Genomic DNA, 26087 nt, shown 5'->3' with positions numbered 1-26087 from the left:
AACACCGGCGTCATTTATGATCCATCATTTCCCGGGTCAGTTCGTCGGCGATCTCTTCCAGAAGCGTCTCATGCGCTTCACCCGGGACACGTTCCTTGCCTATCTCCATCATCACGGGAACGGCAAAAGGCGAGATCTGGTCGAGGTTCTTGTGAACGATATGACCCTTGATTCGGCTTAGCATATCGCTCAGACGCCGAATGTCGAGAAGACCTGTTGCGGCATCGGCGCGCGTCGCCTGGATCAGGATGTGATCGGGCTCGTGCTCACGCAGCACGTCGTAGATCAGGTCGGTGGAAACGGTCACCTGTCGTCCGGATTTTTCCTGTCCGGGATGACGTTTTTCAACCAAGCCGGAGATAAGCGCGCAATTGCGAAAAGTGCGCTTCAGCATGAAACTCTCCGACAGCCATGCTTCGAGATCGTCCCCCAGCATGTCCTCGTCGAAGAGCTCCGATAGCGGCAGTTCGCCATTTTTGAACATCCGCCCCATGTCGCGCAGACCCCAGATCGAAACCGCATAGTCGGTGGCGATAAAGCCGAGCGGCCGCGCCTTGGCGCGTTCCAGCCGGCGGGTGAGCAGCATGCCGAGCGTCTGATGTGCCAGCCTACCCTCGAACGGATATATCACCATGTAAGACCGCTCGCCACGCGGGAAGGTTTCGACAAGCAGACTGCCCGGCTGGGGCAACACGGATTTTTCCTTCTGGATGCGCAGCCAGTCGCTGACCTGATCTGGCAGGGCGCCCCAGCGTTTGGGGTCTGCTAGTATACCGCGAACCTGATCGGCGAGATAAGTGGTCAGAGGAAACTTGCCGCCGGCATAGGATGGTATTTTGGCATCGAACCCTTCCGCATTGGTGACGATGCATTCATTCTCGCGAATGCCTTCGAAACGTAGTACGCGTCCGGAAAAGAAGAATGTCTCACCCGGGCTCAGTGCTTCGATAAAATGCTCCTCCACCTTGCCGAGCACTGGTCCGCCTCTCACGTTTGCGCCTTTCCCCCGCTGGCGGGTGAGCCGGACGTTGAGGCTTGGCGCCTCGATAATGGTGCCGACATTCAACCTGTACTGCTGGGCAAAGCGCGGGTGGGTCACACGCCACGTGCCATCCGCGGTCTGCTTGATCTTGGCGAAGCGTTCATAGCTTTTCAGCGCATACCCGCCAGTCGCGACGAAATCGACGATGCGATCGAAGGTTTCACGAGGCAGCGCCGCGTAGGGCAGGGCGGTGGTGACTTCAGCGTAGAGATCGTCTGCCCGGAACGGCTCGGCGCAGGCCATGCCGAGCACGTGCTGCGCCAGTACATCGAGCGAACCGTCACCCAGCGGTGGGGTATCCTGCGCACCGATATAATTGGCGTCCAGCGCCGCCTGACATTCCATCACCTCGAAGCGATTGGCCGGAACGAGGATCGCGCGCGAGGGTTCGTCCATGCGATGGTTCGAACGGCCGATGCGCTGCGCGAGGCGGCTTGCGCCCTTGGGTGCCCCGACATGAATGACGAGATCGACATCGCCCCAGTCGATGCCGAGATCGAGCGTCGATGTCGCGACCACCGCCCGCAAGGCATTGGCTGCCATGGCCTGCTCCACCTTGCGCCGCTTGCCAACATCGAGCGAGCCGTGATGCAGCGCAATCGGCATATTGTCGTCGTTCGCCATCCACAGATCATGGAACAAACGCTCTGCCTGGCTGCGGGTGTTGACGAAGATCAGCGTCGTGCCATGCCGCTTGATCGCATCGTAGATGCCCGGCAGCGCATACACCGCCGAATGCCCGGCCCATGGCACATGATCGTCCGATTCGAGAATGGTGATGTGCGGTCTTGCGCCGCCCTCCACGGTGACAAGACTGGCCATTGGTGCACCGCCAGTTTGCGGCAGAAGCCAGCGCCGCAACCCATCCGGGTCGGCGACCGTGGCGGAAAGTCCTATCGTTTGCACGCCGGGTTGCAAGCGCCGCAGCCGCGCCAGCCCGAGCGACAAGAGGTGGCCCCGTTTGGACGTAACGAGGGAATGCAACTCATCGAAGATCACATAGCGCAGATCCTCGAAGAAGCGCCCGGCATCCTTGGCCGCGATCAGAAGTGCCAGCTGCTCGGGCGTCGTCAGCAATATGTCCGGCGGCGCCAGTTTCTGCCGCTGCCGTTTGTGGGCCGGCGTATCGCCGGTGCGCGTCTCGAGCGAGATATCGAGGCCCATCTCCGAGATGGGTTTTTCCAGGTTGCGATGGATATCGACAGCAAGCGCCTTCAGCGGCGAGATATACAGCGTATGGATGCCGCGGCTCGACGCATTGCTCTTGCCGCGCTGCGCCAGGTCGACCAGCGCCGGCAGAAATCCGGCCAGCGTCTTGCCCGCGCCTGTCGGTGCAATCAGGAGCGTCGAATTCCCATCTTGTGATTCCTGCACCAAGGCAAGTTGATGGGCGCGCGGTGACCAGCCCTTCGACTGAAACCAGTTCAAGAAGGACGGTGGCAGAAGAGGGGTGCCGACATCGGCCAGGGGTGATTTGCTGGTGCTCACTGGAGCGAATGTAGTTGTGCGGCCTCAAAGCGCCAAGACATTGTTTGTCAGGATTGCACGGAGCCAAATGCGGCCTATGTTCGTTAGGTGTTAAAACCGAGGAATGTCTTGCTGAAACGCCCCGAAGCTCTGCTGTGTTCGACGCCTGCCGGCCTCTATTCCCCGGCCGGTGATTTCCATATCGATCCGGTTCGTCCCGTCGAGCGGGCATTGATCACCCATGGCCATTCCGATCACGCCCGCTCAGGCCACCACAAGGTGATGGCAACGCAGCAGACGCTCGACATCATGGGCTTGCGCTACGGCGCAAATTTCGCCGGCGAAACACAGGCTGCAGAACTTGGCAAATCCATCGAGGTCAATGGTGTCAGCGTGAGTTTTCACCCGGCCGGCCATGTGCTCGGTTCGGCGCAGATCGCCGTCGAAAAAGATGGCATGCGCATCGTCGCCTCCGGCGATTACAAGCGCCGTGCCGATCCGACCTGCCTCGGTTTCGAGCCCGTCGCCTGCGATGTCTTCATCACAGAGGCGACCTTCGCACTGCCGGTCTTCCGCCATCCCGACAGCCGCGACGAAATCTCCAAGCTGCTCAAATCCGTCGAGCAGTTCCCAGAGCGCTCCCATCTCGTCGGCGCCTATGCGCTTGGCAAGGCGCAGCGGGTCATCCGCATGCTGCGCGATGCAGGTTATGACCGAACGATCTATATCCATGGTGCCCTTGAGAAGCTCTGCGACTACTACCAGTCGCAGGGCATCGATCTTGGACCTTTGGCACCGGCGACCACCGAGAAGGGCAGCGTGCAGGATTTCGCCGGCGCCATTGTCATCGGGCCGCCCTCGGCCTTTCTCGATCGCTGGGCGCGGCGTTTTCCCGATCCGGTCTCGTGCTTTGCCTCGGGCTGGATGCGAATTCGCCAGCGGGCGCGCCAGGGCGGTGTCGAACTGCCGATCATTCTTTCCGACCATTGCGACTGGGACGAGCTGACCGGCACGATCACCGAGCTTGGACCGCGCGAGGTCTGGGTCACCCACGGACGCGAGGAAGCGTTGGTGCGCTGGTGCGAGCTGAACGATTTCGCCGCGCGGCCCTTGCACCTCGTTGGCTACGAAGACGAGGGCGATTGAATGGAGGAATTCGCCCAACTCCTTGATCGGCTGGTCCTCACCCCCGCGCGCAACGGCAAGCTGACGCTGCTTGTCGACTATTTCCGCGATACGCCTGATCCGGATCGTGGCCTCGCGCTTGCCGCCATCACCGGCGATCTCAACATCGCCAATGTCAAGCCTGCGATGATCCGCACCTTGATTGCCGAGCGCATGGACGAGCAGCTTTTTGCCTATTCCTATGACTACGTCGGCGATCTCGCCGAAACCATTTCGCTGGTCTGGTCAACGGACGAACCCGTCCGCGCCAATGCCGTGCCGACGCTCGGCGATGTCGTCACTTCTCTGGAACATGCCTCGCGCAGCGACGCGTTAAGGCTTGTCGAGAAATGGCTGGATCAGCTCGACGCCTCCGCCCGCTATGCGCTGCTGAAGCTTGTCACCGGCGGCATGCGCATCGGGGTTTCGGCTAGGCTTGCCAAGCAGGCGCTGGCGCAATTCGGCGAAGTCGATGTCACGGAGATCGAAGAACTGTGGCATGGGCTGAAGCCGCCCTACCAACCGCTGTTCGCCTGGCTGGAGAAGACTGCCGATAAGCCGGAAAGCCTTGCCGCTGCGCCGTTCCGCCCGGTCATGCTGTCGACGCCCCTCGAAGAGCCGGACTATGCCAGAATCAATGCGGATGATTACGTCGCCGAATGGAAGTGGGACGGCATTCGCGTGCAGTTGACGGCGGAAGGCGGAGCGCGGCGTATCTATTCGCGCACCGGCGACGACATCTCCCATGCCTTTCCCGACATTGCCGATTTCATGAGTTTCGAAGGCACGCTCGACGGTGAATTGCTCGTCGCGCGCAGCGTCGATACCGCTATCGAGATCGGCGCTTTCGGCGACCTCCAGCAGCGTCTTAACCGCAAGATCGTCTCGGCCAAGCAGCTTGAAAGCCATCCAGCCTTTGTCCGGCTCTACGATCTGCTTTTTGACGGCAAGGAGGACATCCGCGCATTTCCATTTGCGGAACGGCGCACCCGCCTCGAAGCCTTCGTCAAACACCTGGAACCAACGCGCTTCGATCTTTCACCACTGGTTCCTTTCGAGAGCTTCGACGACCTCATCGAACTGCGCAAGGAACCACCGCATCCGATCATCGAAGGGCTCATGCTGAAGCAGCGCTCGTCGGCCTATGTGCCGGGCCGGCCAAAAGGGCCGTGGTTCAAATGGAAGCGCGATCCATTCATCATCGATGCCGTGCTGGTTTATGCGCAGCGCGGCCATGGCAAGCGTTCGAGCTATTATTCGGATTATACCTTTGCCGTCTGGACAGGACCGGAAAGCGAGCCGCATCTGGTGCCGGTCGGCAAGGCCTATTTCGGATTTACCGATGAAGAGCTGAAACAGCTCGACGCCTTCGTGCGCAACAACACCACCGAGCGTTTCGGCCCCGTGCGCTCGGTGCGGGCCGAACCCGAACATGGCCTTGTACTTGAGGTGGCATTCGAAGGCCTCAATCGCTCAAAGCGCCACAAATCCGGGGTTGCGATGCGGTTCCCACGCATTTCGCGTCTGCGTTGGGACAAGCCGCCCATCGAAGCCGACCGGCTAGAAACGCTTGAAGCCCTCCTGCGTGATTCTGAAACCATGGGTTGAAATCCGCATGTGGAACATGTCGCCGTGCCCGCGCGTTGCCGATGGTCAACATGCCGAGAACGCGATAAGGGTTGAGGTGTGATGGTCATTCTGCAGGGGTATGCAGCTGTCAGATGAGCGGTTCCGACGTCGAGAAGCCCGTCATTGTCCTGTTCCGTCACGATATGCGGCTCGGTGACAATCGTGCGCTTTCTGCTGCGTCCCAGAGCGGAAAACCGGTCATTCCGGTGTTTTTGCTTGACGAGAGGGTTAGCGGCGACAGCCGTCCCAACGGCGGTGCCCGCCGCTGGTGGCTGCACCATTCGCTGACCGCGCTGGACTTTTCACTGCAGGCGCTCGGTGCTCCGCTCGTGCTCAAACGCGGCCGGACCGAGGAGGTCATCGGCACGCTGATCAAGGAGACGGGCGCGGATATGGTTGTATGGAACCGCCGCTACGACCCGCCCGGCGCCAAAATTGATGAGGCGCTGCAGGCGCAACTCTCACACCAAGCCATCGCAACCAAGAGCTTCGAGGGCCACATCCTGCACGAACCGTTTGCATTCAAGACAAAATCCGACGGGCCGTATCGTGTCTACACCCCCTTCTGGCGCGCGCTGAATTCCATGCCCGATCCGCGAGACCCGTTGCCGCCGCCGCGCGCGCTGAAGCGTTGGCCCTACGGGCCGCCTTCCGACAAGCTGGACGATTGGGTCCTGCTGCCAAAGCACCCGGACTGGAGCAAGGGATTTGCCGAGGTTTGGACCCCTGGCGAGCACGGCGCCCTCGATCGGCTTCACACTTTCCTCGATGACAAGATCGGGGACTATCCTGAGGATCGCGACAGGCCGGATATAGAAGCGACGTCACGCTTGTCGCCGCACCTTGCCCATGGTGAAATTACGCCGTTCCAGATCTGGCATGCGACGAAAATCCCGATGCACGATGGAGCGCGCGCGGGTGCCGAGAAGTTCCGTCAGGAAATTGGCTGGCGCGAGTTTTCTTATCATCTCCTGTGTAACAAACCGAAACTGGGCTCGGAAAACTATAACACCGCTTTTGATGCTTTTCCCTGGGAAAACAGGCCGGACCATCTCAGTGACTGGAAACGCGGCATGACCGGTTATCCGATTGTCGACGCCGGCATGCGGCAGCTGTGGCAGACCGGCTGGATGCATAACCGCGTGCGCATGATCGTTGCCTCGTTCCTGATCAAGCATCTGCTCATCGATTGGCGGAGCGGGGAAGGGTGGTTTTGGGATACGCTCGTCGATGCGGACGCGGCGAACAACGCTGCGGGCTGGCAATGGGTAGCTGGTTCCGGCGCGGACGCGGCACCTTATTTCCGCATTTTCAATCCTGTTGTGCAGGGCGAAAAATTCGACCCGAAGGGCGACTACGTGCGCGAATTCGTGCCGGAGCTCGCCGCACTGCCGGACAAGTACCTTCACCAGCCTTGGACTGCGCCCGAAGACACCCTTAAAAAGGCAAAGGTCGACCTCGGCAAAACCTATCCAGAGCCCATTGTCGACCATCAGCGCGCCCGAAAGCAGGCCCTGGCGGCGTTCGAAAAGACCCGGTAGCCCGGTTTTCCACATAATCCGGAGAATTTGCCGTCCACACCACGCTATGCCGCATTTCCTCGAAAAACGCCGGAAAAAGGCGCCTTGGTCCATATGGTGCAACAATTCGTTGACGTTCCCGTAACCCCCTCCTTGAAAAAATATTACTACGAAAGCATTAGCCCCTGCTTGCGTTTGGCCATTTTTTGGCCTTTGTTCATGCCTTCGCAATTCTCTTAGAGGGGAAGGAACAGAAAAATGACCTTAATGAAACTGAATCTCCGTGCGGCATTGCTGCTCGGATCGCTGATGCTGGGCGCAAGCCCCGCCTTGGCCGAAATGGTGCTCCATCGTGGCAATAGCGGCGAGCCGCAGACCCTCGACCAGTCGCAGACTTCCATCGATATCGAAGCTTTCATCGTCAAGGACCTTTATGAGGGCCTGACCGTCTATGATGCGAACGGCAAGATAGTGCCGGGCGCGGCCGAGAGCTGGACCGTTTCGGATGATGGCACGGTCTACACGTTCAAGATCCGCGACAATGCCAAATGGTCCGATGGATCGCCAGTGGTTGCCGAAGACTTCATCTTCTCGATGCGTCGCGTCGAAGATCCGAAGACCGCAGCTGGCTATGCGAACATTCTCTATCCCATCAAAAATGCCGAACCGATCAACAAGGGGACCGTTCCCGTCGATCAGCTTGGCATGAAGGCAATCAACGACAAGACGCTCGAAATCACCCTGGAGCGCCCGACCCCCTTCTTCATCGAACTCCTGTCGCACCAGACAGCGCTCCCGATCAACAAGGCAAGCTTCGAAAAGAACGGCGCTGACTTCGTCAAGCCAGGCAAGCTTGTCGGCAATGGTGCATTCAAGCTCACCGAACATGTGCCGAACGATCACCTGACCGTGGTCAAGAACGAAAACTACTGGGATGCCGCCAACGTCAAGCTCGACAAGGTCATCTTCTATCCGCAGGAAGATCAGGCCGCCGCCGTCCGCCGCTATGAAGCCGGCGAACTCGATCTCGTCTATAACTTCTCCACCGATCAGATCGATCGCTTACGCAAGGCAAATGCAAAGCAGGTTCACGTGACGCCTGCCTTCGCCACATACTACTACCCCTTCGACACACGCACCGAGCCGTTCAACGATGTGCGGGTTCGTCAGGCACTTTCCATGTCGGTCGATCGTGATTTCCTCTCGCATGATATTTTCAACGACTCGAAAATGCCGATTTATTCGCTCGTTCCTCCGGGTCTCGAAAACTATGGCGAACCCTCGAAGGCCGATTTTGCCAGCATGTCCCAGCTTGATCGTGAAGACAAAGCCGTGGAGCTGATGAAGGAAGCCGGATATGGCGAAGGCGGCAAGCCTTTGAATATCGAGATCCGCTATAACACCAATCCGAACCACCAGAAGGCAGCGACCGCCGTTGCCGACATGTGGAAGAAGACTTTCGGTGCCAATGTAACGTTGATGAATCTCGATATCAGCGCCCACTATGCCTACCTGCAGGAAGGTGGAAAATTCAATGTCGCGCGTGCCGGCTGGACTGCCGACTATGCCGATGCCGAAAACTTCCTCAACCTCAACGTCAGTAGCAACAAGACCTTCAATTACGGACATTATGAAAATCCGGAATTCGATGCGCTGATGAAGAAGTCTTATGAGGAACGCGATCCGGCGGCCCGCTCGAAGATCCTGCATGAAGCTGAAGCTTTGATCATGCGCGACCAGCCGATTGCTCCGCTGGTCAACGACGCCAATTTCTGGCTCGTTGCTGACAAAGTTCAGGGCTGGGGCGACAACGGCAACAATGAACATCTGAGCAAGTACCTGAGCATCAAGGAATAAGACTGAATATGCGCAATCCGGATTATCCGGGTTGCGCATTTCGCATGCTCAGGCCCCATGTTTTCGCGTTCCGCCAGACAAATCAGATCAGGAATTTGCTCCCGCCGCCTCTCGTGATGAGACGGGCGAATGGAAGTTCTTGAACTTTGCAACGGAACGCAGTTCTCTGGGGATTATCGTGTGAGCGTGCCTGACGGGCACGTCAACAGGAAGAGTTAAACTCGATGTTCCATTTTGTCCTCCGCCGTTTGGCGAGTGCAGTGCCGACACTGTTCATTGTCGTCACACTATCCTTCTTCCTCATGCGTTTTGCGCCAGGAGGACCCTTCAATCTGGAACGACCGCTGCCGCCGGCGACGATGGAAAACCTGATGAAGGCCTACCATCTCGATCAGCCGCTGTGGAACCAGTATTTGCAATATCTGAAGAATGCGGTCACCGGCGATTTCGGTCCAAGCTACATCTACAAGGACAACACGATCGCTGAACTGATCGGCAAGGGTTTGCCCTACTCGATCACGCTCGGCTCCTATGCGTTGTTGCTGGCGCTTTTTGGTGGCGTGATTATCGGCACGATTGCCGCCCTCCGGCAAAACAGCTTTCTCGATTTCCTCATCATGTCCATTGCAACGGTCGGCGTTACGGTGCCGAACTTCGTTGTCGGTCCGGTACTGACATTGGTTTTCGCTGTGCTGCTGTCGCTGCTGCCCGCAGGCGGCTGGGGCGACGGCTCCTGGCGCTTCCTCATCCTGCCGATGATTGCACTGGCCCTGCCGCAGCTCGCCGTCTTTGCACGGCTGACGCGTGGCTCGATGATCGAGGGGCTGCACACGGATCACATCCGCACCGCACGCGCCTATGGACTACCACCACGCGTGGTCGTCATCACCCACGCCATGCGGGGTGCGCTGCTTCCGGTGGTATCGTATCTTGCCCCATGCGCAGCGGCGCTGTTGACGGGTTCTGCCGTCGTTGAATCGATTTTCACCATTCCCGGCGTCGGTCGATATTTCGTCCTCGGCGCCATCAATCGCGATTACACGCTTGTCATGGGAACTGTCGTTCTCGTCGCGATCTTCGTCATCGTCTTCAATCTTCTGGTCGATATTCTCTACGGCCTTCTTGACCCGAGGGTTCGCCATGACTGATCTGAGCGGTATCCCCACCACCATCATCCCGCCCGAAGAGTCCAAAGGGCGAAGTCTGTTTCAGCTCGCGGTTATCCGCTTCCGCCGCAATTATGCAGCGATGGCCGGCTGCGTGGTGCTGTTGCTGATTACCCTGTTCTCGTTCTTCGGACCCTACGTCATCAGTCATAAATATGACGAGGTTTTCCCTTCCTACGTCAACGTCCCGCCAAGCCTGGAACCCTTGCCCAAGGCCGATACTCTCGGCGACGTCATGAAGGGCGTGGCGGATAGAGCCCGCGTCGAGCTGCGTGAGTTTGCCGTGGACGGCAATACGTTTACCGCGACGATCCACGCGGACAAGGCCATCGATCCGCGCTCGACGCGCTATTTCGACCGCGCCAACGAATTCGACAATACACAGGTCACCGCCACCGAAGAGGACGGCAAGACCCTTAAGCTGACTGGTGACGTCAAGCGCGAATATTTCCTTTTTGGTACCGATCAAAATGGCCGTGACCTGATGGCCCGTGTCATGCTCGGTGGACAAATCTCGCTAACGATCGGCTGTCTCGCCAGTCTTGTATCGCTGTTCATTGGCGTCATCTATGGTGCCATATCCGGCTATCTGGGCGGCCGGGTAGATAACGTTATGATGCGCCTCATAGAAATCCTCTATTCGCTGCCATTCGTTTTCCTCGTTGTCGTTCTGGTGGTGTTTTTCGGCCGGAGTTTCATCCTGATCTTTCTGGTGATCGGCGCCGTCGAATGGCTGGACATGGCCCGCATCGTCCGGGGCCAGACACTTGCCTTGAAGCGACGTGAATTTATCGGCGCGGCGCAGGCCCTCGGCTTGACGGACTGGCAGATCATCCGCCGCCACATAATCCCGAATACGATTGGACCGGTCGTTATCTTCGTCACGGTAGTGGTACCGAAAGTGATCCTGCTCGAAAGCTTCCTCTCCTTCCTCGGGCTCGGCGTCCAGGAGCCGCTTACCAGTTGGGGTGCGCTGATCTCGGCGGGTGCCGACAAGATGCAGTCTTCGCCGTGGTATCTGATTTTCCCCGCCATCTTCTTCGTCGTCACGCTGTTCTCGCTGAACTTCATCGGCGACGGCTTGCGCGATGCACTCGACCCGAAGGACCGCTGAGATGGATATGCAAGCCAATGTATTGTCCGTGCGCGGCCTCAAGGTCGACTTCACCACGCCGGACGGCGACGTCAAGGCCGTCAAAGGTATCGATCTCGATGTAAAGCCGGGTGAGACGCTCGCTGTTGTGGGCGAATCCGGTTCCGGCAAGAGCCAGACCATGATGGGTATCATGGGCCTCTTGGCCAACAATGGCCGCGTTACCGGCTCGGCCAAATATCGCGGCCAGGAGCTGATCGGTCTGCCGCTCAAGAGCCTCAATGAGGTGCGCGGCGCCAAGATCACGATGATCTTTCAGGAGCCGATGACCTCGCTCGATCCGCTCTATACGATCGGGCGGCAGATCGCCGAGCCCATCGTCCATCACAGGGGGGTGAGCTTCAAACAGGCGAAGGTGCGTGTGCTTGAATTGCTCAAGCTTGTCGGCATTCCCGATCCCGAGCGGCGTATCAATTCCTATCCGCATGAAATGTCCGGCGGCCAGCGCCAGCGCGTCATGATCGCCATGGCGCTCGCCAACGAGCCGGATCTCCTCATCGCCGATGAGCCCACCACGGCTCTCGATGTGACCATCCAGGCGCAGATCCTCGATCTGCTGCGCGAACTGCAGAAGCGTTTTGGCATGGCGATCGTGCTCATCACCCATGACCTCGGCATTGTGAAACATTTCGCCGATCGCGTCGTCGTCATGCGGCGCGGCGAAGTCGTGGAGCGCGGCGATATCGAGCAAATATTCGAGCATCCAAAGGAGGACTATACCAGGATGCTGATCGATGCCGTGCCGAGCGGTGCCAAAGAGCCGCCGGAGGACAGCGCACCGATCATCCTCGAGGGCCGCAATGTGGCGGTGGATTTCGCCATCGGAGGCGGGTTCTTCACCAGGGCGACCAAGCTTTTCCGGGCCGTCGATGGCGTTACAGTCCGGCTGAAACGCGGACAGACCATCGGCATCGTCGGCGAATCCGGTTCCGGAAAGTCGACACTCGGGCGGGCACTTCTCAGACTTCTGCCGAGCAGCGGCCACTATCATTTCGGCGACAAGAACATCTCGAATTTCGACCGCTCGGCCATGCGGCCGCTGCGCAAGGAATTGCAACTGGTGTTCCAGGACCCCTATGGATCCTTGTCGCCGCGACAGACTGTCGGCGAGATCATCACCGAAGGCCTGCTTATCCACGAGTCTCAACTGTCACGAGCCGAGCGGGACAAGCGCGCCATCGCGGCGCTGAAGGAGGTCGGGCTCGATCCGGCAGCGCGCAACCGCTATCCGCATGAGTTTTCCGGTGGCCAGCGCCAGCGCATCGCCATCGCCCGCGCCATGATTTTGAAGCCAAAGGTGGTCATTCTCGACGAGCCAACTTCAGCATTGGACAGATCGGTGCAAGGGCAGGTGATCGAGCTCTTGCGCGACCTGCAGGAGAAGCATGGCCTTTCCTACATCTTCATCAGCCACGATCTGGCTGTGATCAAGGCGATGTCGGATTATGTGATCGTGATGAAGAACGGCAAGATCGTCGAGGAAGGCGAAACGGAGGATATCTTCGATACGCCGCATCACACCTACACCAAAACCCTTTTGGCGGCAGCATTCGATCTCGAGTGATGGGGTCTTGCATTTGACAGGGGAAACGCCCATTTTATAGACAGTTTCGTCTATACGTATAGACGCGGAGATATAGAATGGCGTTTTCCATAAAAGACAAGGCGACGGACGAAGCCGTCAGGCGCTTGGCAAAACTGAAGAATACCAGCCTGACGGAGGCCATCCGCGAAGCCGTCGTGCACGAGTATGATCGTGCCAAGAAAGAAACTCCGCTGCAAGAAAAGCTGTCGAAGATTTTTGAAGAGTATCGGAAGTACCCAAAGACCGGCCTCGAAGCGGATAAGGCTTTCTTTGACGACCTTTCGGGTAATGAATGATCTTTGTTGATGCATCGGCCCTGATCGCCATCGTCGATGGCGAAGACGACGCGGTTTCGCTTGCTGCCCGCCTGGCGGACGATTCGTCTGTCTATATCTCACCCATGGTCGTTTACGAATCCATAACCGGTCTTGCGCGCAAAAGGGCTTGTACGATCGAGGTCGCTGAACGAGCAATCGATATCTTCATCGATCAGACCGACGCTCAAACCCTCGATATCACCGCCGAGATCGGCGGGAATGCTGTCCAGGCGTTCAACACCTTTGGACGCGGGCGGCACAAGGCCGCTCTCAACATGGGCGATTGCTTCGCCTATGCCTGTGCCAAGGCGCATGACCTGCGGCTATTGTGCAAAGGCAACGATTTTCCCTACACCGACATAGAGATCGCCTGATCTATCCGAGCTCGTTGCGCCATGGTGGATTGGCACCGGCGCGCGAAACCGTCACTGCCGCCGCCTTGACACCCAAGGTCAATGCATCGCGGATCTGGGCTTCGGTCAGGGTAGTCAGGGCGGATTTCACCAGCACTCCGGCCTCTTGCAGCGAGGTCAAAACGCCCGCGGTAAATGTATCCCCGGCGCCAACCGTATCGACGACCGGTACGCGCTGCGCCGCGACGTGCACCGTGAGATCGGCGGTATAGCCGGTCACGCCGTCCGCCCCATGGGTGACGAGGATGAGTTTCGGTCCCTGCTGATCTGCCGGGACGATCCAGCGCCGGGCAATCTCGTCCATCGTACCGCTCTCGCCGAACCAGCGCATGTCTTCATCTGAAATCTTGACGATGTCGGTCATGGCAATCATGCGGCGCATGCGGGCGAGGTGCTTCTCCTTGTCGGGAATGAACCCCGGACGAATGTTCGGATCGAGAATGATCACGCGCTTTTCATGCTCGCGCGCCATCAGCGCCTCATAGGTCGAGCCGCTCGGCTCCGGGATCAGGCTGATTGCGCCGAACTGCAGGGCAGTCACATTGTCGTCGAGCGCTGGCAGATGTTCGATCGCGAGCGAGCGCCCCGCACTGTTCTCGTCATAGAACATATAGCTCGCCTGGCCATCGGTCAGGCGCACGAAGGCAAGCGTGGTGGGCTGCTGCGAGATATGCGCATAATGTGTACCGACATGATTGGCGGTCAGGCTGTCCAGCAGCATCTGGCCAAAGAAGTCCGAGGAAATTCCCGAGAAGAATTCGGTCGGCACCCCAAGCCGCCCCAGCGCGATTGCCGTATTGAACACGGCGCCGCCGACATAGGGTGCAAAGGCGGGTTCTCCGGCATCGCTCTTCCGCTGCAGCATGTCGATCAGCGCTTCTCCGCAACACAAAATCATGTCTAAATCTCTTTTCCTGGATAAATGACACCCTTGCGGATGATGATATTGGCATAAAGCCGAGGCTCGCCCGTCGCAATGATGGTGTGGGCGTTTTTCACACGCGCATAAAACGTATCACCATCGAGCGCAACCAGCGCAAAGCCCGGTACACGCCGGGCGCACACCGCTTCCATTTCATCGTGGACTGGATCGGCCAGCGGAGCAGTGCCCTTCACCGAGGCACGAAACAGCGCTTGCGGCACGAAGTCGTCAACCGGCAGCACCTGCAATATGGCATCGAGCAACGGGATCAGCGGCAGGCCATCGGCGCGGATCAGCCGCCGCGCATGCTCAAGTGCCGGATAATTGCCGTCGACAAGCGCGACCTCGTCGCCGTGACCCATGGCCCGCAGTGTCGCCAGAAGCTCAGGGCCTAGCATGGGCGGAATGCCGATCAGCACTTAACTACCCTTCCTGAAAAGCTTCTGTCCCAGAAGATACCGATCCGACAGCGGCAGGCTGGCGGCGCCAAGTGCTCTCGCGTGAATGCCGACCGTTCCCTCGAAGATCGCCGGCAATTGAATGCCTTCCAGATCGAATGTCTCAACATGTCTGCGCACCGCGTCGACAATCCGCGCCCGTACGCTTGACGGCATCCAGCCATCGATGATGGCCGCCTCGAAGTCCACCACCGAGGACGACGCGATAACCGCCTGCGCGATCGCTTTGCCGGCGCGCTCGATCCATGCGTCAAGCTCTACGCCCATCTCGCCCCAGTCTTCAGGAGAAGCCCAGAGCGGCGAGGGATCCCGGCCAAGCTCGGTAACATCGCGTTCCAGCGCAGTGATCGACGCGATGTCGATCAGCTGCCGCGCAGTACCGTCCGGTCCCGGCACCGGCATCGAGCCCAGCGCACCGGCATTGCCACTGCGGCCCGCATAAAGGCCGCCGTTGATAACGATGCCGCCACCGATAAAGGAGCCGATGTAGAAATAGACGAAATCATTGATGTCCTTGGTCTGACCGAACACAAGTTCAGCCCCGCAGGCAGCGGTCATGTCGTTCTGCAGATAAACGGGGAAGGAACAAAGCGCCGCAACCTTTGCGCGAATATCGCAGTCACGCCATTCGTCCATGACCGCCTGCGGTGCGCCCACCGTATCGGCCCATTTCCACAGTTCGAATGGCGCGGCGATGCCAATTCCCGCGACCCGTTCGCGCTGCTTTGGCGTCAGCGCCTCCATCATCTGCGTCATGCCCGTGGCCGCGAAGCTGAAGATCGGTTCCGGCGTTGGATAATCGTAAGGCATATGCAGCATGGAACGAATGCGGCCGATAAAATCGATCAGCACCAGGTCGGCACTGCGGCGTCCGATCTTCAGTCCGAAGAAAAATGCGCCTTCCGGGTTGAGCGACATCGGGATCAATGGTTGGCCGATGCGTCCGCGCAGGGGCTCCTCTCGCGACAGGAGCTCGTCGGCTTCAAGCATGCGCATGATGATCGAGCTCGTCTGCGCCGAAAGTCCGGTCATCCGGGCGATAGCCGTCTTTGCCAGGCTGCCATGCTGGCGCAGAAGCGAAAGCACCACACGCTCATTGTGATCGCGCATGCCGCTTTGATTGGTACCGTGATGAAGCGTCAGCCTGGATCCTCCCGTGCCGGAACGCTCCGATACTCGAATACTCAAGGACCTGATCCTCCCATGAATATGGCGGACAATGGAGATATTGGGCAATGCTGTCAATATTAAATCAGAGTGATTTATTAATGTTGACACGTCGCGATGAGTGGTATTTGCTACGCGTCAACACTTGGCCGGAGGACTGTCTGAAGTGTTTTCGAGGAACAGGGCGCGACTAGTGTCGGCCCGTCGCGCTGCCGCGCGATTTTTGGGAGGAAGTGACATGCGTAGAAGCATTTATCTGAAATCGACAATCTTTAGCGCCGCCGCTGTGGCCATTGCTGCCTTTGCCGCTCCGGCCCAAGCCGCCGGTGTGGGCGCATGCCTCATCACCAAGACCGATACCAACCCGTTCTTCGTCAAGATGAAAGAGGGCGCGCTCGCCAAGTCGAAGGAACTCGGTGTTGATCTGAAGACCTATGCCGGCAAGATCGACGGCGACAGCGAAAGCCAGGTAGCCGCCATCGAAACCTGCATCGCCGATGGCGCCAAGGGTATCCTGATCACAGCATCCGATACGGCCGGTATCGTTTCCTCGGTCAAGCAGGCACGCGATGCGGGCCTCCTCGTCATCGCCCTCGATACGCCGCTTGATCCGGCCGATGCAGCCGATGCCACCTTCGCCACAGACAATCTCCTCGCCGGCGAGCTGATCGGCAAATGGGCTGCTGGAACCCTCGGCGACAAGGCCAAGGACGCCAAGATCGCCTTTCTTGACCTGACCCCGTCGCAGCCGACCGTCGACGTTCTGCGTGACCAGGGCTTCATGAAGGGCTTCGGCATCGATGTCGTCGATATCAACAAGATCGGTGATGAAAAAGATCCGCGCATCGTCGGCCATGACGTGACCAACGGCAATGAGGAAGGTGGCCGCAAGGCCATGGAAAACCTTCTGCAGAAGGATCCGGGCATCAATGTCGTCCATACGATCAACGAGCCTGCAGCCGCCGGCGCCTACGAAGCGCTGAAGGCCTTCGGCAAGGAAAAAGACGTCCTCATCGTTTCCGTCGATGGCGGCTGCCCAGGCGTGAAGAACGTCGAGGCCGGTGTGATCGGCGCAACATCGCAGCAGTATCCGCTGCTGATGGCATCGCTCGGCATTGAAGCGATCAAGAAGTTTGCCGACAGCGGCGAAAAGCCGAAGCCGACCGAAGGCAAGAACTTCTTCGACACAGGCGTTTCCCTTGTCACCGACAAGCCTGTTCAGGGTCTCGAATCCATCGACGTCAAGACTGGCACCAGCAAGTGCTGGGGCTGATTTAGCGCCTTGTTTCTCCCCTTGTGGGAGAGAAGGGATTTTCTTGAATTTAGCCTCTTTGCCAAATTCCAAGAAAATCCAGGCGAGGGAATTTGCAGTACACCAGCACTATCCCCTCGCTTGCGATTTCCGGCACTTAGCCAAGGCCAAGATGTTGAAATCGCTTTCTCTCCCGCGAGGGGGGAGATAGTCGGCATCCTCGCGCATAAGAACTCCACCGTATAAATGTCCTTGTCGGACTGCTATGAATATTGACAGGAGGTCACATTATGACAGACACACCGCAAACGCCTCGAACGCCTCAAGAATTCGAAAGCGCGGTGGCACGGGAAACCGCTGTTGCCAGCTTCGACACCCATGAGAAAAGTCTTCTCGAAAGGATCCGGCATTTCCTTCATTCCAGCCCGGCTTCCGTTCCCCTCATCGTTCTGGTGCTGTCGCTGGTGATCTTTGCGGTCATTGTCGGCTCGCGCTTTTTCACCCCCTTTGCGCTGTCGCTTATCCTGCAGCAGGTGGCGATCGTCGGCATTGTCGGCGCTGCGCAAACCCTCGTTGTGCTGACCGCAGGTATCGACCTTTCAGTCGGCGCCATCATGGTGCTGACGTCGGTCATCATGGGCCAGTTCACCTTCCGCTATGGCATGCCGGTCGAGCTGGCCATCCTGTGCGGGATCGCGCTGGGTGCCCTGTGCGGCTTCATCAATGGCGTCCTCATCGCCTACCTCAAGCTGCCACCCTTCATCGTCACGCTCGGTACCTGGCAGATCTACCTGGCCACGACCTACATCTATTCAGCGAACGAGACGATCCGCGCCCAGGATATCGAGGCGAACGCCAAGCTCCTGCAGTTCTTTGGCGAGAAGGTACCCATAGGCGGCGCAACCTTTACCTATGGCGTCTTCATCATGATCCTGCTGATTGCCGTACTCTGGTACGTGCTCAACCACACCGCCTGGGGTCGCCATGTCTATGCCATCGGCGATGATCCCGAGGCGGCAAAGCTCTCCGGCGTCAGCACCAAGCGCGTGCTCATTGCTGTCTACGTGCTCGCCGGTCTCATCTGTGCGCTGGCAGGCTGGGTTTCGATCGGACGCAACGGCTCGGTTTCCCCGCAGATCGGCCAGTTCGCCAATATCGAATCCATCACCGCTGTGGTGATCGGCGGCATGTCGCTCTTCGGCGGCCGCGGCTCCATCATGGGCATGCTCTTCGGCGCGTTGATCGTCGGCGTCTTCTCATTCGGGATGCGCATGTACGGTACCGACGTTCAATGGACGTACCTCATCATCGGTGTATTGATTATCCTGGCTGTGGCTATCGACCAGTGGATCAGAAAGGTAGCAGGCTGATGTCAAGAGAACCCATTCTTACAGCACGCGGACTGGTCAAGCGCTACGGCCGCGTCACAGCACTCGATCACGCGGATTTCGACCTCTACCCGGGCGAAGTGCTGGCCGTGATCGGCGATAACGGCGCCGGAAAATCATCACTGATCAAGGCGATTTCCGGCGCAGTACGTCCGGATGAGGGCGAGATGACGCTGGAAGGCAAGACGATCCATTTTCGCTCGCCCATGGAAGCACGCGATGCCGGGATCGAAACCGTCTATCAGAACCTGGCACTCTCGCCGGCACTGTCGATTGCCGACAACATGTTTCTTGGCCGCGAAATCCGCAAGCCGGGTGTCATGGGCAGCTGGTTCCGCATGCTCGACCGCAAGGCGATGGAAAAGAAGGCGCGGGACAAGCTTACCGAGCTGGGCCTGATGACCATCCAGAACATCAGCCAGGCCGTCGAGACACTCTCCGGCGGTCAGCGGCAGGGTGTGGCAGTGGCGCGCGCCGCCGCCTTCGGCTCCAAGGTCGTCATCATGGACGAGCCGACGGCGGCGCTCGGCGTCAAGGAATCCCGCCGGGTCCTCGAACTCATCCAGGACGTCAAAAAACGCGGATTGCCGATTGTGCTCATCTCGCACAATATGCCACACGTTTTCGAAGTGGCCGACCGCATCCACATCCATCGTCTCGGCAAGCGTCTTACCGTCATCAACCCGACGGATTATACGATGTCGGATGCCGTCGCCTTCATGACGGGCGCCAAGGCACCGCCGCCCAGCTAGAACGAGACGAATTTGGATGGAAACGATGGCGCTGGTTATCTCTCCCTTGTGGGAGAGATAGTCCGGCGCCACTCAAGCGACTACAGTTAAAGGATTTTTTTGAGAAATGAAGCGTTCTGAAGTCAATGAGATCATCCGCGAAAGCGACAAGTTCATCCGTTCGTTCGGCTATGTCATGCCGCCCTTCGCCTATTGGTCGCCGGAAGAGCTGAAGACCCGTACCGCGACCGATTCGAAGGCCATCCTGCAGGCGCGTCTTGGCTGGGATATCACCGATTACGGCCAGGGAAAATTTGATGAGCTTGGGCTCTTCCTCTTCACCACCCGCAATGGCAATCAGGAAGACCTGAAAAAGGGCGGGGGCATGCTCTACGCCGAAAAAATCATGATCAGCCGCGAGAAGCAGCTGTCGCCGATGCACCGCCACATCGTCAAGGCGGAAGACATCATCAACCGCGGCGGCGGCACACTTGTGCTCGAACTCTTCAACTCCGATCCCGACGGCAGCGTCGATGAGAAGGCCGACGTGGAAGTGGCCACCGACGGGCGCATCGTGCGCCAGAAGGCGGGTGGGCTGCTCAAGCTGCAGCCGGGCGAGAGCGTCACGCTTCTGCCGGGCAACTGGCATGCATTCTGGGGCGAGGGTGGCGACGTGCTTATCGGCGAAGTCTCCACCGTCAATGACGATCTCACCGACAATATCTTCCGCGAACCGATCGGCCGTTTTTCCTCTATCGACGAGGATGAGGCACCGCTGCATTTGCTGGTTTCAGACTACGACAAATGGCTGGCGTGAGCCCTGACCTTACTCCCCCTTGTGGGGGAGAATGGGTTTTCCTGGATTTAGCCTCTTCGCTAAATCCTTGGAAAACCCAAGAGGGGGGATTTTGGAACGTACCTTACGAAATCCCCTCTCTTGTGATTTCTGGCACTTAGCTTACGCTAAGATGCTGAAATCACTTTCTCTCCCACAAGGGGAGAGATAACCGGCATACCTTCCAATGAGCACACAACCATGCTGACTACCCTCGAAGATCTGGTTCCGGAGATACTTGCCAAGGCGGCAGGTACTCCTCGCTTGATCGTGGCGATTGCCGGTCCTCCCGGATCCGGCAAATCCACCGCGTCCGCCTCGCTTTGTGCGGCCATCAACCTGCAGGAAGCAGACGCGGCGATTGTCGTGCCGATGGACGGGTTTCATCTCGACAATGCCATTCTCGACGCGTTGGACCTGCGCAAGCGCAAAGGCTCACCGCCGACCTTCGACGTTGCCGGTTTCGAGGAGCTGTTGCGGCGGCTGCGCGAGACACGCGAGGATGTCGTCATACCGCTGTTCGATCGCAAGCTCGATCTGGCGAGGGCAGGGGCCAGCATCGTCAAGGCGGATCAGCGCATCCTTCTTGTCGAAGGCAACTACCTGTTGCTCGATCAGCCGCCATGGAATCGGCTGGCGCCACTCTTCGACGTGACGATCTTCCTCGACGTCGACCGGCTCGAACTCGAAAACCGGCTGGTGCAGCGCTGGCTCTCCCACGGCCATAATGTCGGCTCGGCTCAGGCGCGCGCCCTCTCCAACGATATGCCCAATGCCGAACTGGTGTTGGAGGAGTCGAGAGCGGCGGATTATACCGTCAAAAACTGATTTTTAGGATAGAGCGCGAAAACCAAAACATTTTTGCGCACGAACTTCGACGATTCCTGTACAAGAAGTCCCGAAACTGGTGCAAGAATGTGCGATTCTGGTGCAGAATTTTCAATCAATACGGGAAATTTGGTTGCGCCTGGTGGCATTTTCACTCCCTTGACTTTCACCCTTGCAAGATGACAATCCTGCTCCGCCAATACCGTTCCAATAGTGGAACTTTCCGTGTGAGTTTCCTGCTATGATGCCCTCTGCCATATTTCCGGATCTGAAAGATCGTTCCGTACTCATTACCGGGGGAGGGTCGGGCATCGGTGCCGCGCTCACCGAAGGCTTTGTCGCCCAAGGTTCGCGTGTTGCCTTTATCGACATCGCCGAGGCGGCCTCACAGGCCCTCGTAGACTCCCTGGACGAGCAGTACGGCAACCGGCCCCTTTACCTCAAAGCGGACCTTTCCAACATCGAAGCCCTGCGGAACGCGATTGCGCAAGCCATTGATAACAATGGACCAATTACAGTTCTCGTCAATAACGCGGCTTGGGATGACCGGCACGATATCGACGATGTGACCGTCGAATATTGGGACAAGAACCAGTCGATTAATCTGCGTCCGCAGTTTTTTGCGGCGCAGGCTGTCGTGCCCGGCATGCGTCAATCGGGTGGCGGTTCGATCATCAATTTTACCTCGACCTCCTTCATGATCAACCAGGGCAATCTGCCCGCCTACACGGCGGCAAAGGCCGGAATCATCGGTCTTACCAAGGGATTGGCGGGGCGGCTTGGACCGGAAAAAATTCGCGTCAATGCCATCGCACCGGGCTGGGTGATGACTGATCGCCAGCGCTCTCACTGGGTCACGGAGGAAGGCCTCCGGGTCCATCTCAACAAGCAGGTTCTGCGCGAGGAAATCCTGCCTGGCGACATGGTTGGACCGTGCCTTTTCCTTGCCTCCGACGCTGCCCGCATGCTCAGCGCCCAGACGTTGATTGTCGACGGCGGTTACCTGTGAGCAACGCGGCCTGTTATGCGCTAAGCGATTGGGGAACAAGCCGTTTTCGCCTTTGGCTTGTCGACGGAAACGGGCATGTTCTAGCTGAGAAACGCTCCGACGACGGCCTCGATACATCCCGTGCTCGTGGTTTTACGGAGACGCTGGAAGGCCATTTGTCAGCGCTTGGTGCGCCAGCCGATCTTCCGGTTATCATCTGCGGAATGGCCGGATCGCGCCAGGGTTGGGTCGAAGCCAATTACGTCCCGGTCCCGGCCGATCTTAAGGCCATCCTTTCCGGTGCAGTGAAGATCGAAGGCATCACTCGCGATGTGCGCATCATTCCCGGACTGTCGCAATCCGGGAGTTCTCCGAATGTCATGCGCGGTGAGGAAACGCAACTGCTCGGCGCGATCCTCGATCGTGATTTATCCAATGGAATCATTGCGATGCCGGGGACGCACTCCAAGTGGGTCGCATTGGAAGAGGGGAAGGCGAGGAGCTTTTCCACCTACCTTACGGGCGAACTTTACGCGCTGCTCGCCTCGCAATCGATCTTGCGCCATTCCATTGGCGATGCCGCGACACACGCTTCGCCGGACCATCCACAATTCAAGGCTGCCGTCGAACTCATGCTGTCCGGGGAGCGTATGCTTGGCGAACTCTTCGGGATTCGCGCCGCCATGCTCCTCGATAATTTATCCCCGGAGGGCGCGGCATCGCGTCTGTCGGGTCTGCTCATCGGCGCGGAAATTGCCGGCGCAAAAGCAAAATCTGAAAGCAGGGTAACACTCGTGGCTTCCGGTGCGATGGCGGCCCTTTACGGCAAGGCACTTCATATCGCCGGTCTCGATTTCGACCTTGTCGACGCCGACGAAGCCGTGCGCAAAGGCCTTTTCGTAGCCGCTTTCAGCATTTGGCCAGCCAAAGGATAGTTTCTATGTCTCAAGTCTCCGCTCCGTGGCCGAAGCTCAAGCGCGATCTCATCGCCATCCTGCGCGGCGTCAAACCGGACGAGGTTCTGGCCATTGGCGAGGAACTGGTCGAAGCCGGCATCGATGTTATCGAAGTACCGCTGAACTCACCGGAGCCGTTTCAATCCATTGAATTGCTTGCGAAAAACATGCCCGCGCATGTGTTGATCGGAGCCGGTACCGTGCTTGATCCTGCCGATATCGCGCGGCTCGATGCGGCTGGCGGGCGGCTGATGATCAGTCCGAATGTCGATGCCGAAGTACTGGCGGCTGCAGCCAAAGCGGGCATGGTGACGATGCCCGGCGTCTTCACGCCAACTGAAGCTTTGGCTGCATTGAAGGCCGGCGCATCCGGTCTCAAGTTCTTCCCTGCGAGCGCACTCGGACCTGACGGGATCAAGGCGATCAGCGCCATTTTGCCGAAGGGGACGGTGATCGGCGCCGTCGGCGGTGTCGATGAGACAACGTTTGCTGCCTATAAAAAGGTCGGTGTTCGCACGTTTGGTTTGGGCTCGAGCCTTTACAAGGTCGGTGCCACTTCGTCGTTCGTCCGAGAACGCGCGAAGGCGACGGTCGAGGCCTATGATCGCCTCTTTGCCGGGTGGTGATTGTGCAGCAACCGAAGATCAGTCTGTTCCACGATGAGCCCGTCCAGCTCGGCGAAGGGCCCGGCTATGATCCGCTGACGAAGACCGCGTGGTGGTTCGATATTGTCACCGGCCGTCTGTTCGAGAAGCCTTTGGCTGGCGGTACGGCCAAAGTTCATGCTCTTGGGCAAATGGCGAGCGCCCTTGCTGTCATCGATGAGAAGCGGCAACTGATTGCTACCGAAACCGGGCTCTTCATCCGCGACCGACAGACCGGGCATACAACGATGCATCAGCCGATCGAGGCTGACAATCCTGCCACCCGGTCCAACGACGCGCGCGTTCATCCCGCTGGAGCGTTTTGGGTCAGCACAATGGGAAAGACACAGAAGGGAGCCGGCTCGATCTATTGGTATCGCCAAGGCAAATTGCGCAAATTATTCAGCGATATATCGATTCCCAACTCGATCTGTTTTTCGCCGGATGGCCGTATTTCCTATTTTGCTGACACCGGCAAGAACATCATTTGGCGCGTCGACACCGATCCGAAGACAGGCCTTCCTATCGGTGAACCCGTGTTGTTCTACCAGCATAAGGAGAAGGGCGGCGTCGATGGGTCCGTGGTCGATGCCGAAGGAAGTTTGTGGAATGCTTGCTGGGGAGGCTCCTGCATTAATGTCTTTTCGCCGGCGGGAAAGCGGCTCCGTTCGATCGAAATACCGGTCTGCCAGCCATCCTGCCCGGCATTTATCAGTGAAGACAGTGCCAACCTCATTGTGACAACGGCTTACCACGAAATGAGTGACGCCATGCACCAGAGCGATCCCGATGCGGGAAAGACGTATCTGGTGGAAGTTGCCGGCAAAGGCCGGTTCGATCCGCCCGTGCGACTGTAGTTTATCGGGCAAGGAACCATTCGTCCGACCCATCGTTACTTCCCTGTAAACCAAGTGAGCGAGCTACTTTTTGCGGAAGCTGCAAAGCTGTCGAAGGGGTAGCTGTGGCCAACCAGGAGGACGACATGGGATTTTTTTCCAAAGATATCAAGACGATGGACGATCTCTTCGTCCATACGCTGCGTGACATCTACTATGCGGAAAACCAGATCGTGAAGGCTCTGCCCGAAATGATCGACAAGGCTTCCGATCAGGAGTTGAAGAACGGTTTCGAGAAACACCTTCAGGAGACCGAGATGCAGATCGATCGTCTGGAACAAGTGTTCAAATTACATGGAGTAGACATTGCTGGCGTCAATTGCCCAGCGATCGATGGCATTCTCGAGGAAGCCGATGATGTCTCGGGCGAGGTCGATGACGATCAGGTTCTGGATGCTGCGCTCATCGCCGCCGGGCAGGCGGTCGAACATTACGAGATCACGCGCTATGGTACCCTTGTCGCTTGGGCAAAACAGCTCGGGCGTAACGACTGTGCGGCGCTGCTCCAGCAGAATCTCCAGGAAGAAATGAATACGGACAAGGCATTGACAGCTATGGCTGAAAGCCGGGTCAACGCCGCAGCGGCCTGATTTAGTGCCATTCTGCAAAAGCCCGCATCAGCCGCTGATGCGGGCTTTCTGTTTTATCGCCCACAGCATGTAAATAAAACAGTCGAGTTCATCATCGTTCAAGGACCCTTGACAAGTCGAAGCCGCTGTCATTCTATTGGCGATCCATTATTAGGTACTATATTCCATAATAATGGATCATAATGAAAACATTCGCTAGACGAATAGGGGAACGAAGATGACCAACCGACTGCGTGTAGCGGCCGCTGTAGCCGCATTCGCGATGCTGCCTTCACTTACGGCGTTCGCACAGGAAACCAAAAGCAAACTGGATGAGGTTCTGGCCCGGGGTCATCTGGTCCTCGGCACCGGCAGCACCAATGCGCCATGGCATTTCAAGAGCGTAGACGACAAGCTTCAGGGTTTTGACGTCGACATGGGTCATATCATCGCCAAAGCTCTGTTTAATGACCCGGAGAAGATCGAATTCGTCAATCAATCTTCCGACGCGCGCATTCCGAATATCACAACGGACAAAGTCGACATCACCTGCCAGTTCATGACGGTGACAGGCGAACGGGCACAGCAGATCGCTTTCACCATTCCTTACTACCGGGAAGGTGTTGGTCTCATGCTCAAGGCCGACAGCAAATATGCCGATTATGCCGCGCTGAAAGCTGCCGGCTCGGCGGTCACGATCTCCGTTCTACAGAATGTCTATGCTGAAAGCATGGTTCATGCAGCTCTGCCGGAAGCCAAGGTCGACCAATACGAATCCGTCGACCTTATCTATCAGGCTCTTGAGTCCGGTCGGGCAGACGCGGCGGCGACAGATCAGTCGTCGCTTGCGTGGTACATGACCCAGAACCAGGGCCGCTACAAGGATGCCGGCTATGGCTGGAATCCGCAGACCTATGCCTGCGGCGTCAAGCGTGGCGATCAGGATTGGCTGAACTTCGTCAACACTGCGCTACACGAAGCAATGACCGGTGTTGAGTTCGACTTCTATGCGAAATCGTTCAAAACCTGGTTCGGCAAGGATCTGACGCCCCCGCAAATCGGCTTCCCGGTCGAATACAAGTAACGCGATCACGCTGCGGCTTCGGAAATTTCCGGAGCCGTTTCCTTCTCGTTCCGGAT

24 protein-coding genes are annotated in these 26087 nt (G+C 58.1%); 20 read left to right on the top strand and 4 right to left on the bottom strand.

Annotated features, from left to right (window positions below):
• Window positions 1-10: 10 nt before the first annotated feature.
• Complete coding sequence (locus tag LB462_RS06795) at window positions 11-2530, bottom strand: ligase-associated DNA damage response DEXH box helicase (protein WP_224506549.1); 2520 nt, start codon at window positions 2528-2530, stop codon at window positions 11-13.
• 108 nt (window positions 2531-2638) lie between these two features.
• Here LB462_RS06795 and LB462_RS06790 point away from each other — a divergent pair, with 108 nt between their 5' ends.
• The 9 genes from LB462_RS06790 (at window position 2639) to LB462_RS06750 (ending at window position 13274) form a co-directional block, all read left to right on the top strand.
• Window positions 2639-3655 (top strand): ligase-associated DNA damage response exonuclease, encoded by a 1017-nt coding sequence (locus LB462_RS06790; RefSeq protein WP_224506548.1) that lies wholly within the window; start codon window positions 2639-2641, stop codon window positions 3653-3655.
• Entirely contained in the window at window positions 3656-5281 is a 1626-nt protein-coding gene (locus tag LB462_RS06785; RefSeq protein WP_224506547.1) for a cisplatin damage response ATP-dependent DNA ligase, read from the top strand.
• Window positions 5282-5394: 113 nt separating this feature from the next.
• The gene (locus tag LB462_RS06780; RefSeq protein WP_224506546.1) at window positions 5395-6843 is read left to right on the top strand and encodes a cryptochrome/photolyase family protein; all 1449 of its coding nucleotides are present in this window, start codon (window positions 5395-5397) and stop codon (window positions 6841-6843) included.
• Window positions 6844-7080: 237 nt separating this feature from the next.
• A complete protein-coding gene (locus LB462_RS06775; protein ID WP_224506545.1) occupies window positions 7081-8679 on the top strand; it encodes a peptide ABC transporter substrate-binding protein in 1599 nt (532 codons plus the stop codon).
• 224 nt (window positions 8680-8903) lie between these two features.
• Window positions 8904-9827, top strand: coding sequence for an oligopeptide ABC transporter permease OppB (gene oppB / locus LB462_RS06770; RefSeq protein ID WP_112531512.1), 924 nt, complete (start codon window positions 8904-8906; stop codon window positions 9825-9827).
• Window positions 9820-10959 (top strand): ABC transporter permease subunit, encoded by a 1140-nt coding sequence (locus LB462_RS06765; protein WP_224506544.1) that lies wholly within the window; start codon window positions 9820-9822, stop codon window positions 10957-10959. Before oppB ends, LB462_RS06765 begins: the two co-directional genes overlap by 8 nt.
• Window positions 10934-12562, top strand: coding sequence for an ABC transporter ATP-binding protein (locus LB462_RS06760; protein ID WP_224506543.1), 1629 nt, complete (start codon window positions 10934-10936; stop codon window positions 12560-12562). Before LB462_RS06765 ends, LB462_RS06760 begins: the two co-directional genes overlap by 26 nt.
• Window positions 12563-12639: 77 nt before the next feature.
• Window positions 12640-12879 carry a type II toxin-antitoxin system VapB family antitoxin gene (locus LB462_RS06755; RefSeq protein ID WP_224506542.1) on the top strand — a complete coding sequence of 80 codons (240 nt, stop codon included), beginning with the start codon at window positions 12640-12642 and terminating at the stop codon, window positions 12877-12879.
• Window positions 12876-13274, top strand: a complete 399-nt coding sequence (locus LB462_RS06750) for a type II toxin-antitoxin system VapC family toxin (RefSeq protein ID WP_224506541.1) — start codon at window positions 12876-12878, stop codon at window positions 13272-13274. Before LB462_RS06755 ends, LB462_RS06750 begins: the two co-directional genes overlap by 4 nt.
• 1 nt (window position 13275) lies before the next feature.
• On the opposite strand, the gene LB462_RS06745 is transcribed toward LB462_RS06750, so the two are convergent.
• From LB462_RS06745 to LB462_RS06735, 3 genes are read right to left on the bottom strand one after another with little or no spacing between them, the layout of a single operon-like run.
• A complete protein-coding gene (locus LB462_RS06745; RefSeq protein ID WP_224506540.1) occupies window positions 13276-14211 on the bottom strand; it encodes a carbohydrate kinase family protein in 936 nt (311 codons plus the stop codon).
• A gap of 2 nt (window positions 14212-14213) precedes the next feature.
• A complete protein-coding gene (locus LB462_RS06740) occupies window positions 14214-14654 on the bottom strand; it encodes an RbsD/FucU family protein (RefSeq protein WP_224506539.1) in 441 nt (146 codons plus the stop codon).
• Window positions 14655-15881 carry an ROK family transcriptional regulator gene (locus LB462_RS06735; RefSeq protein ID WP_370637078.1) on the bottom strand — a complete coding sequence of 409 codons (1227 nt, stop codon included), beginning with the start codon at window positions 15879-15881 and terminating at the stop codon, window positions 14655-14657.
• Between the two features lie 235 nt (window positions 15882-16116).
• Between LB462_RS06735 and LB462_RS06730 the strand changes: the two genes are divergently transcribed.
• The 11 genes from LB462_RS06730 (at window position 16117) to LB462_RS06680 (ending at window position 26031) form a co-directional block, all read left to right on the top strand.
• On the top strand, window positions 16117-17133 hold the full coding sequence (locus LB462_RS06730; protein ID WP_183663250.1) for a sugar ABC transporter substrate-binding protein: 1017 nt from the start codon (window positions 16117-16119) through the stop codon (window positions 17131-17133).
• 269 nt (window positions 17134-17402) lie between these two features.
• Entirely contained in the window at window positions 17403-18482 is a 1080-nt protein-coding gene (locus LB462_RS06725; RefSeq protein WP_224506538.1) for an ABC transporter permease, read from the top strand.
• Window positions 18482-19252 (top strand): ATP-binding cassette domain-containing protein, encoded by a 771-nt coding sequence (locus LB462_RS06720; RefSeq protein ID WP_224506537.1) that lies wholly within the window; start codon window positions 18482-18484, stop codon window positions 19250-19252. The genes LB462_RS06725 and LB462_RS06720 overlap by 1 nt, the downstream gene beginning before the upstream one ends.
• Before the next feature lie 106 nt (window positions 19253-19358).
• Window positions 19359-20048, top strand: a complete 690-nt coding sequence (locus LB462_RS06715; protein ID WP_224506536.1) for a D-lyxose/D-mannose family sugar isomerase — start codon at window positions 19359-19361, stop codon at window positions 20046-20048.
• Window positions 20049-20267: 219 nt separating this feature from the next.
• Window positions 20268-20894: a nucleoside triphosphate hydrolase gene (locus tag LB462_RS06710; protein WP_224506535.1), complete on the top strand. Its 627-nt coding sequence runs from the start codon at window positions 20268-20270 to the stop codon at window positions 20892-20894.
• Between the two features lie 241 nt (window positions 20895-21135).
• Window positions 21136-21903 (top strand): SDR family NAD(P)-dependent oxidoreductase, encoded by a 768-nt coding sequence (locus LB462_RS06705; protein WP_224506534.1) that lies wholly within the window; start codon window positions 21136-21138, stop codon window positions 21901-21903.
• A complete protein-coding gene (locus LB462_RS06700) occupies window positions 21900-22817 on the top strand; it encodes a 2-dehydro-3-deoxygalactonokinase (RefSeq protein ID WP_224506533.1) in 918 nt (305 codons plus the stop codon). Before LB462_RS06705 ends, LB462_RS06700 begins: the two co-directional genes overlap by 4 nt.
• Before the next feature lie 5 nt (window positions 22818-22822).
• Entirely contained in the window at window positions 22823-23464 is a 642-nt protein-coding gene (locus tag LB462_RS06695; RefSeq protein WP_224506532.1) for a 2-dehydro-3-deoxy-6-phosphogalactonate aldolase, read from the top strand.
• Between the two features lie 2 nt (window positions 23465-23466).
• Window positions 23467-24339 (top strand): SMP-30/gluconolactonase/LRE family protein, encoded by an 873-nt coding sequence (locus LB462_RS06690; protein WP_224506531.1) that lies wholly within the window; start codon window positions 23467-23469, stop codon window positions 24337-24339.
• A gap of 125 nt (window positions 24340-24464) precedes the next feature.
• Window positions 24465-24968 carry a YciE/YciF ferroxidase family protein gene (locus tag LB462_RS06685; protein ID WP_224506530.1) on the top strand — a complete coding sequence of 168 codons (504 nt, stop codon included), beginning with the start codon at window positions 24465-24467 and terminating at the stop codon, window positions 24966-24968.
• Window positions 24969-25185: 217 nt separating this feature from the next.
• The gene (locus tag LB462_RS06680) at window positions 25186-26031 is read left to right on the top strand and encodes a transporter substrate-binding protein (RefSeq protein WP_114431052.1); all 846 of its coding nucleotides are present in this window, start codon (window positions 25186-25188) and stop codon (window positions 26029-26031) included.
• The last annotated feature ends 56 nt before the right edge of the window (window positions 26032-26087 follow it).

Origin of the sequence: Phyllobacterium chamaecytisi (genome assembly GCF_020164455.1) — a bacterium.
Lineage (GTDB): Bacteria > Pseudomonadota > Alphaproteobacteria > Rhizobiales > Rhizobiaceae > Phyllobacterium > Phyllobacterium chamaecytisi.
This window is presented reverse-complemented; position numbering and strand designations above follow the sequence as displayed.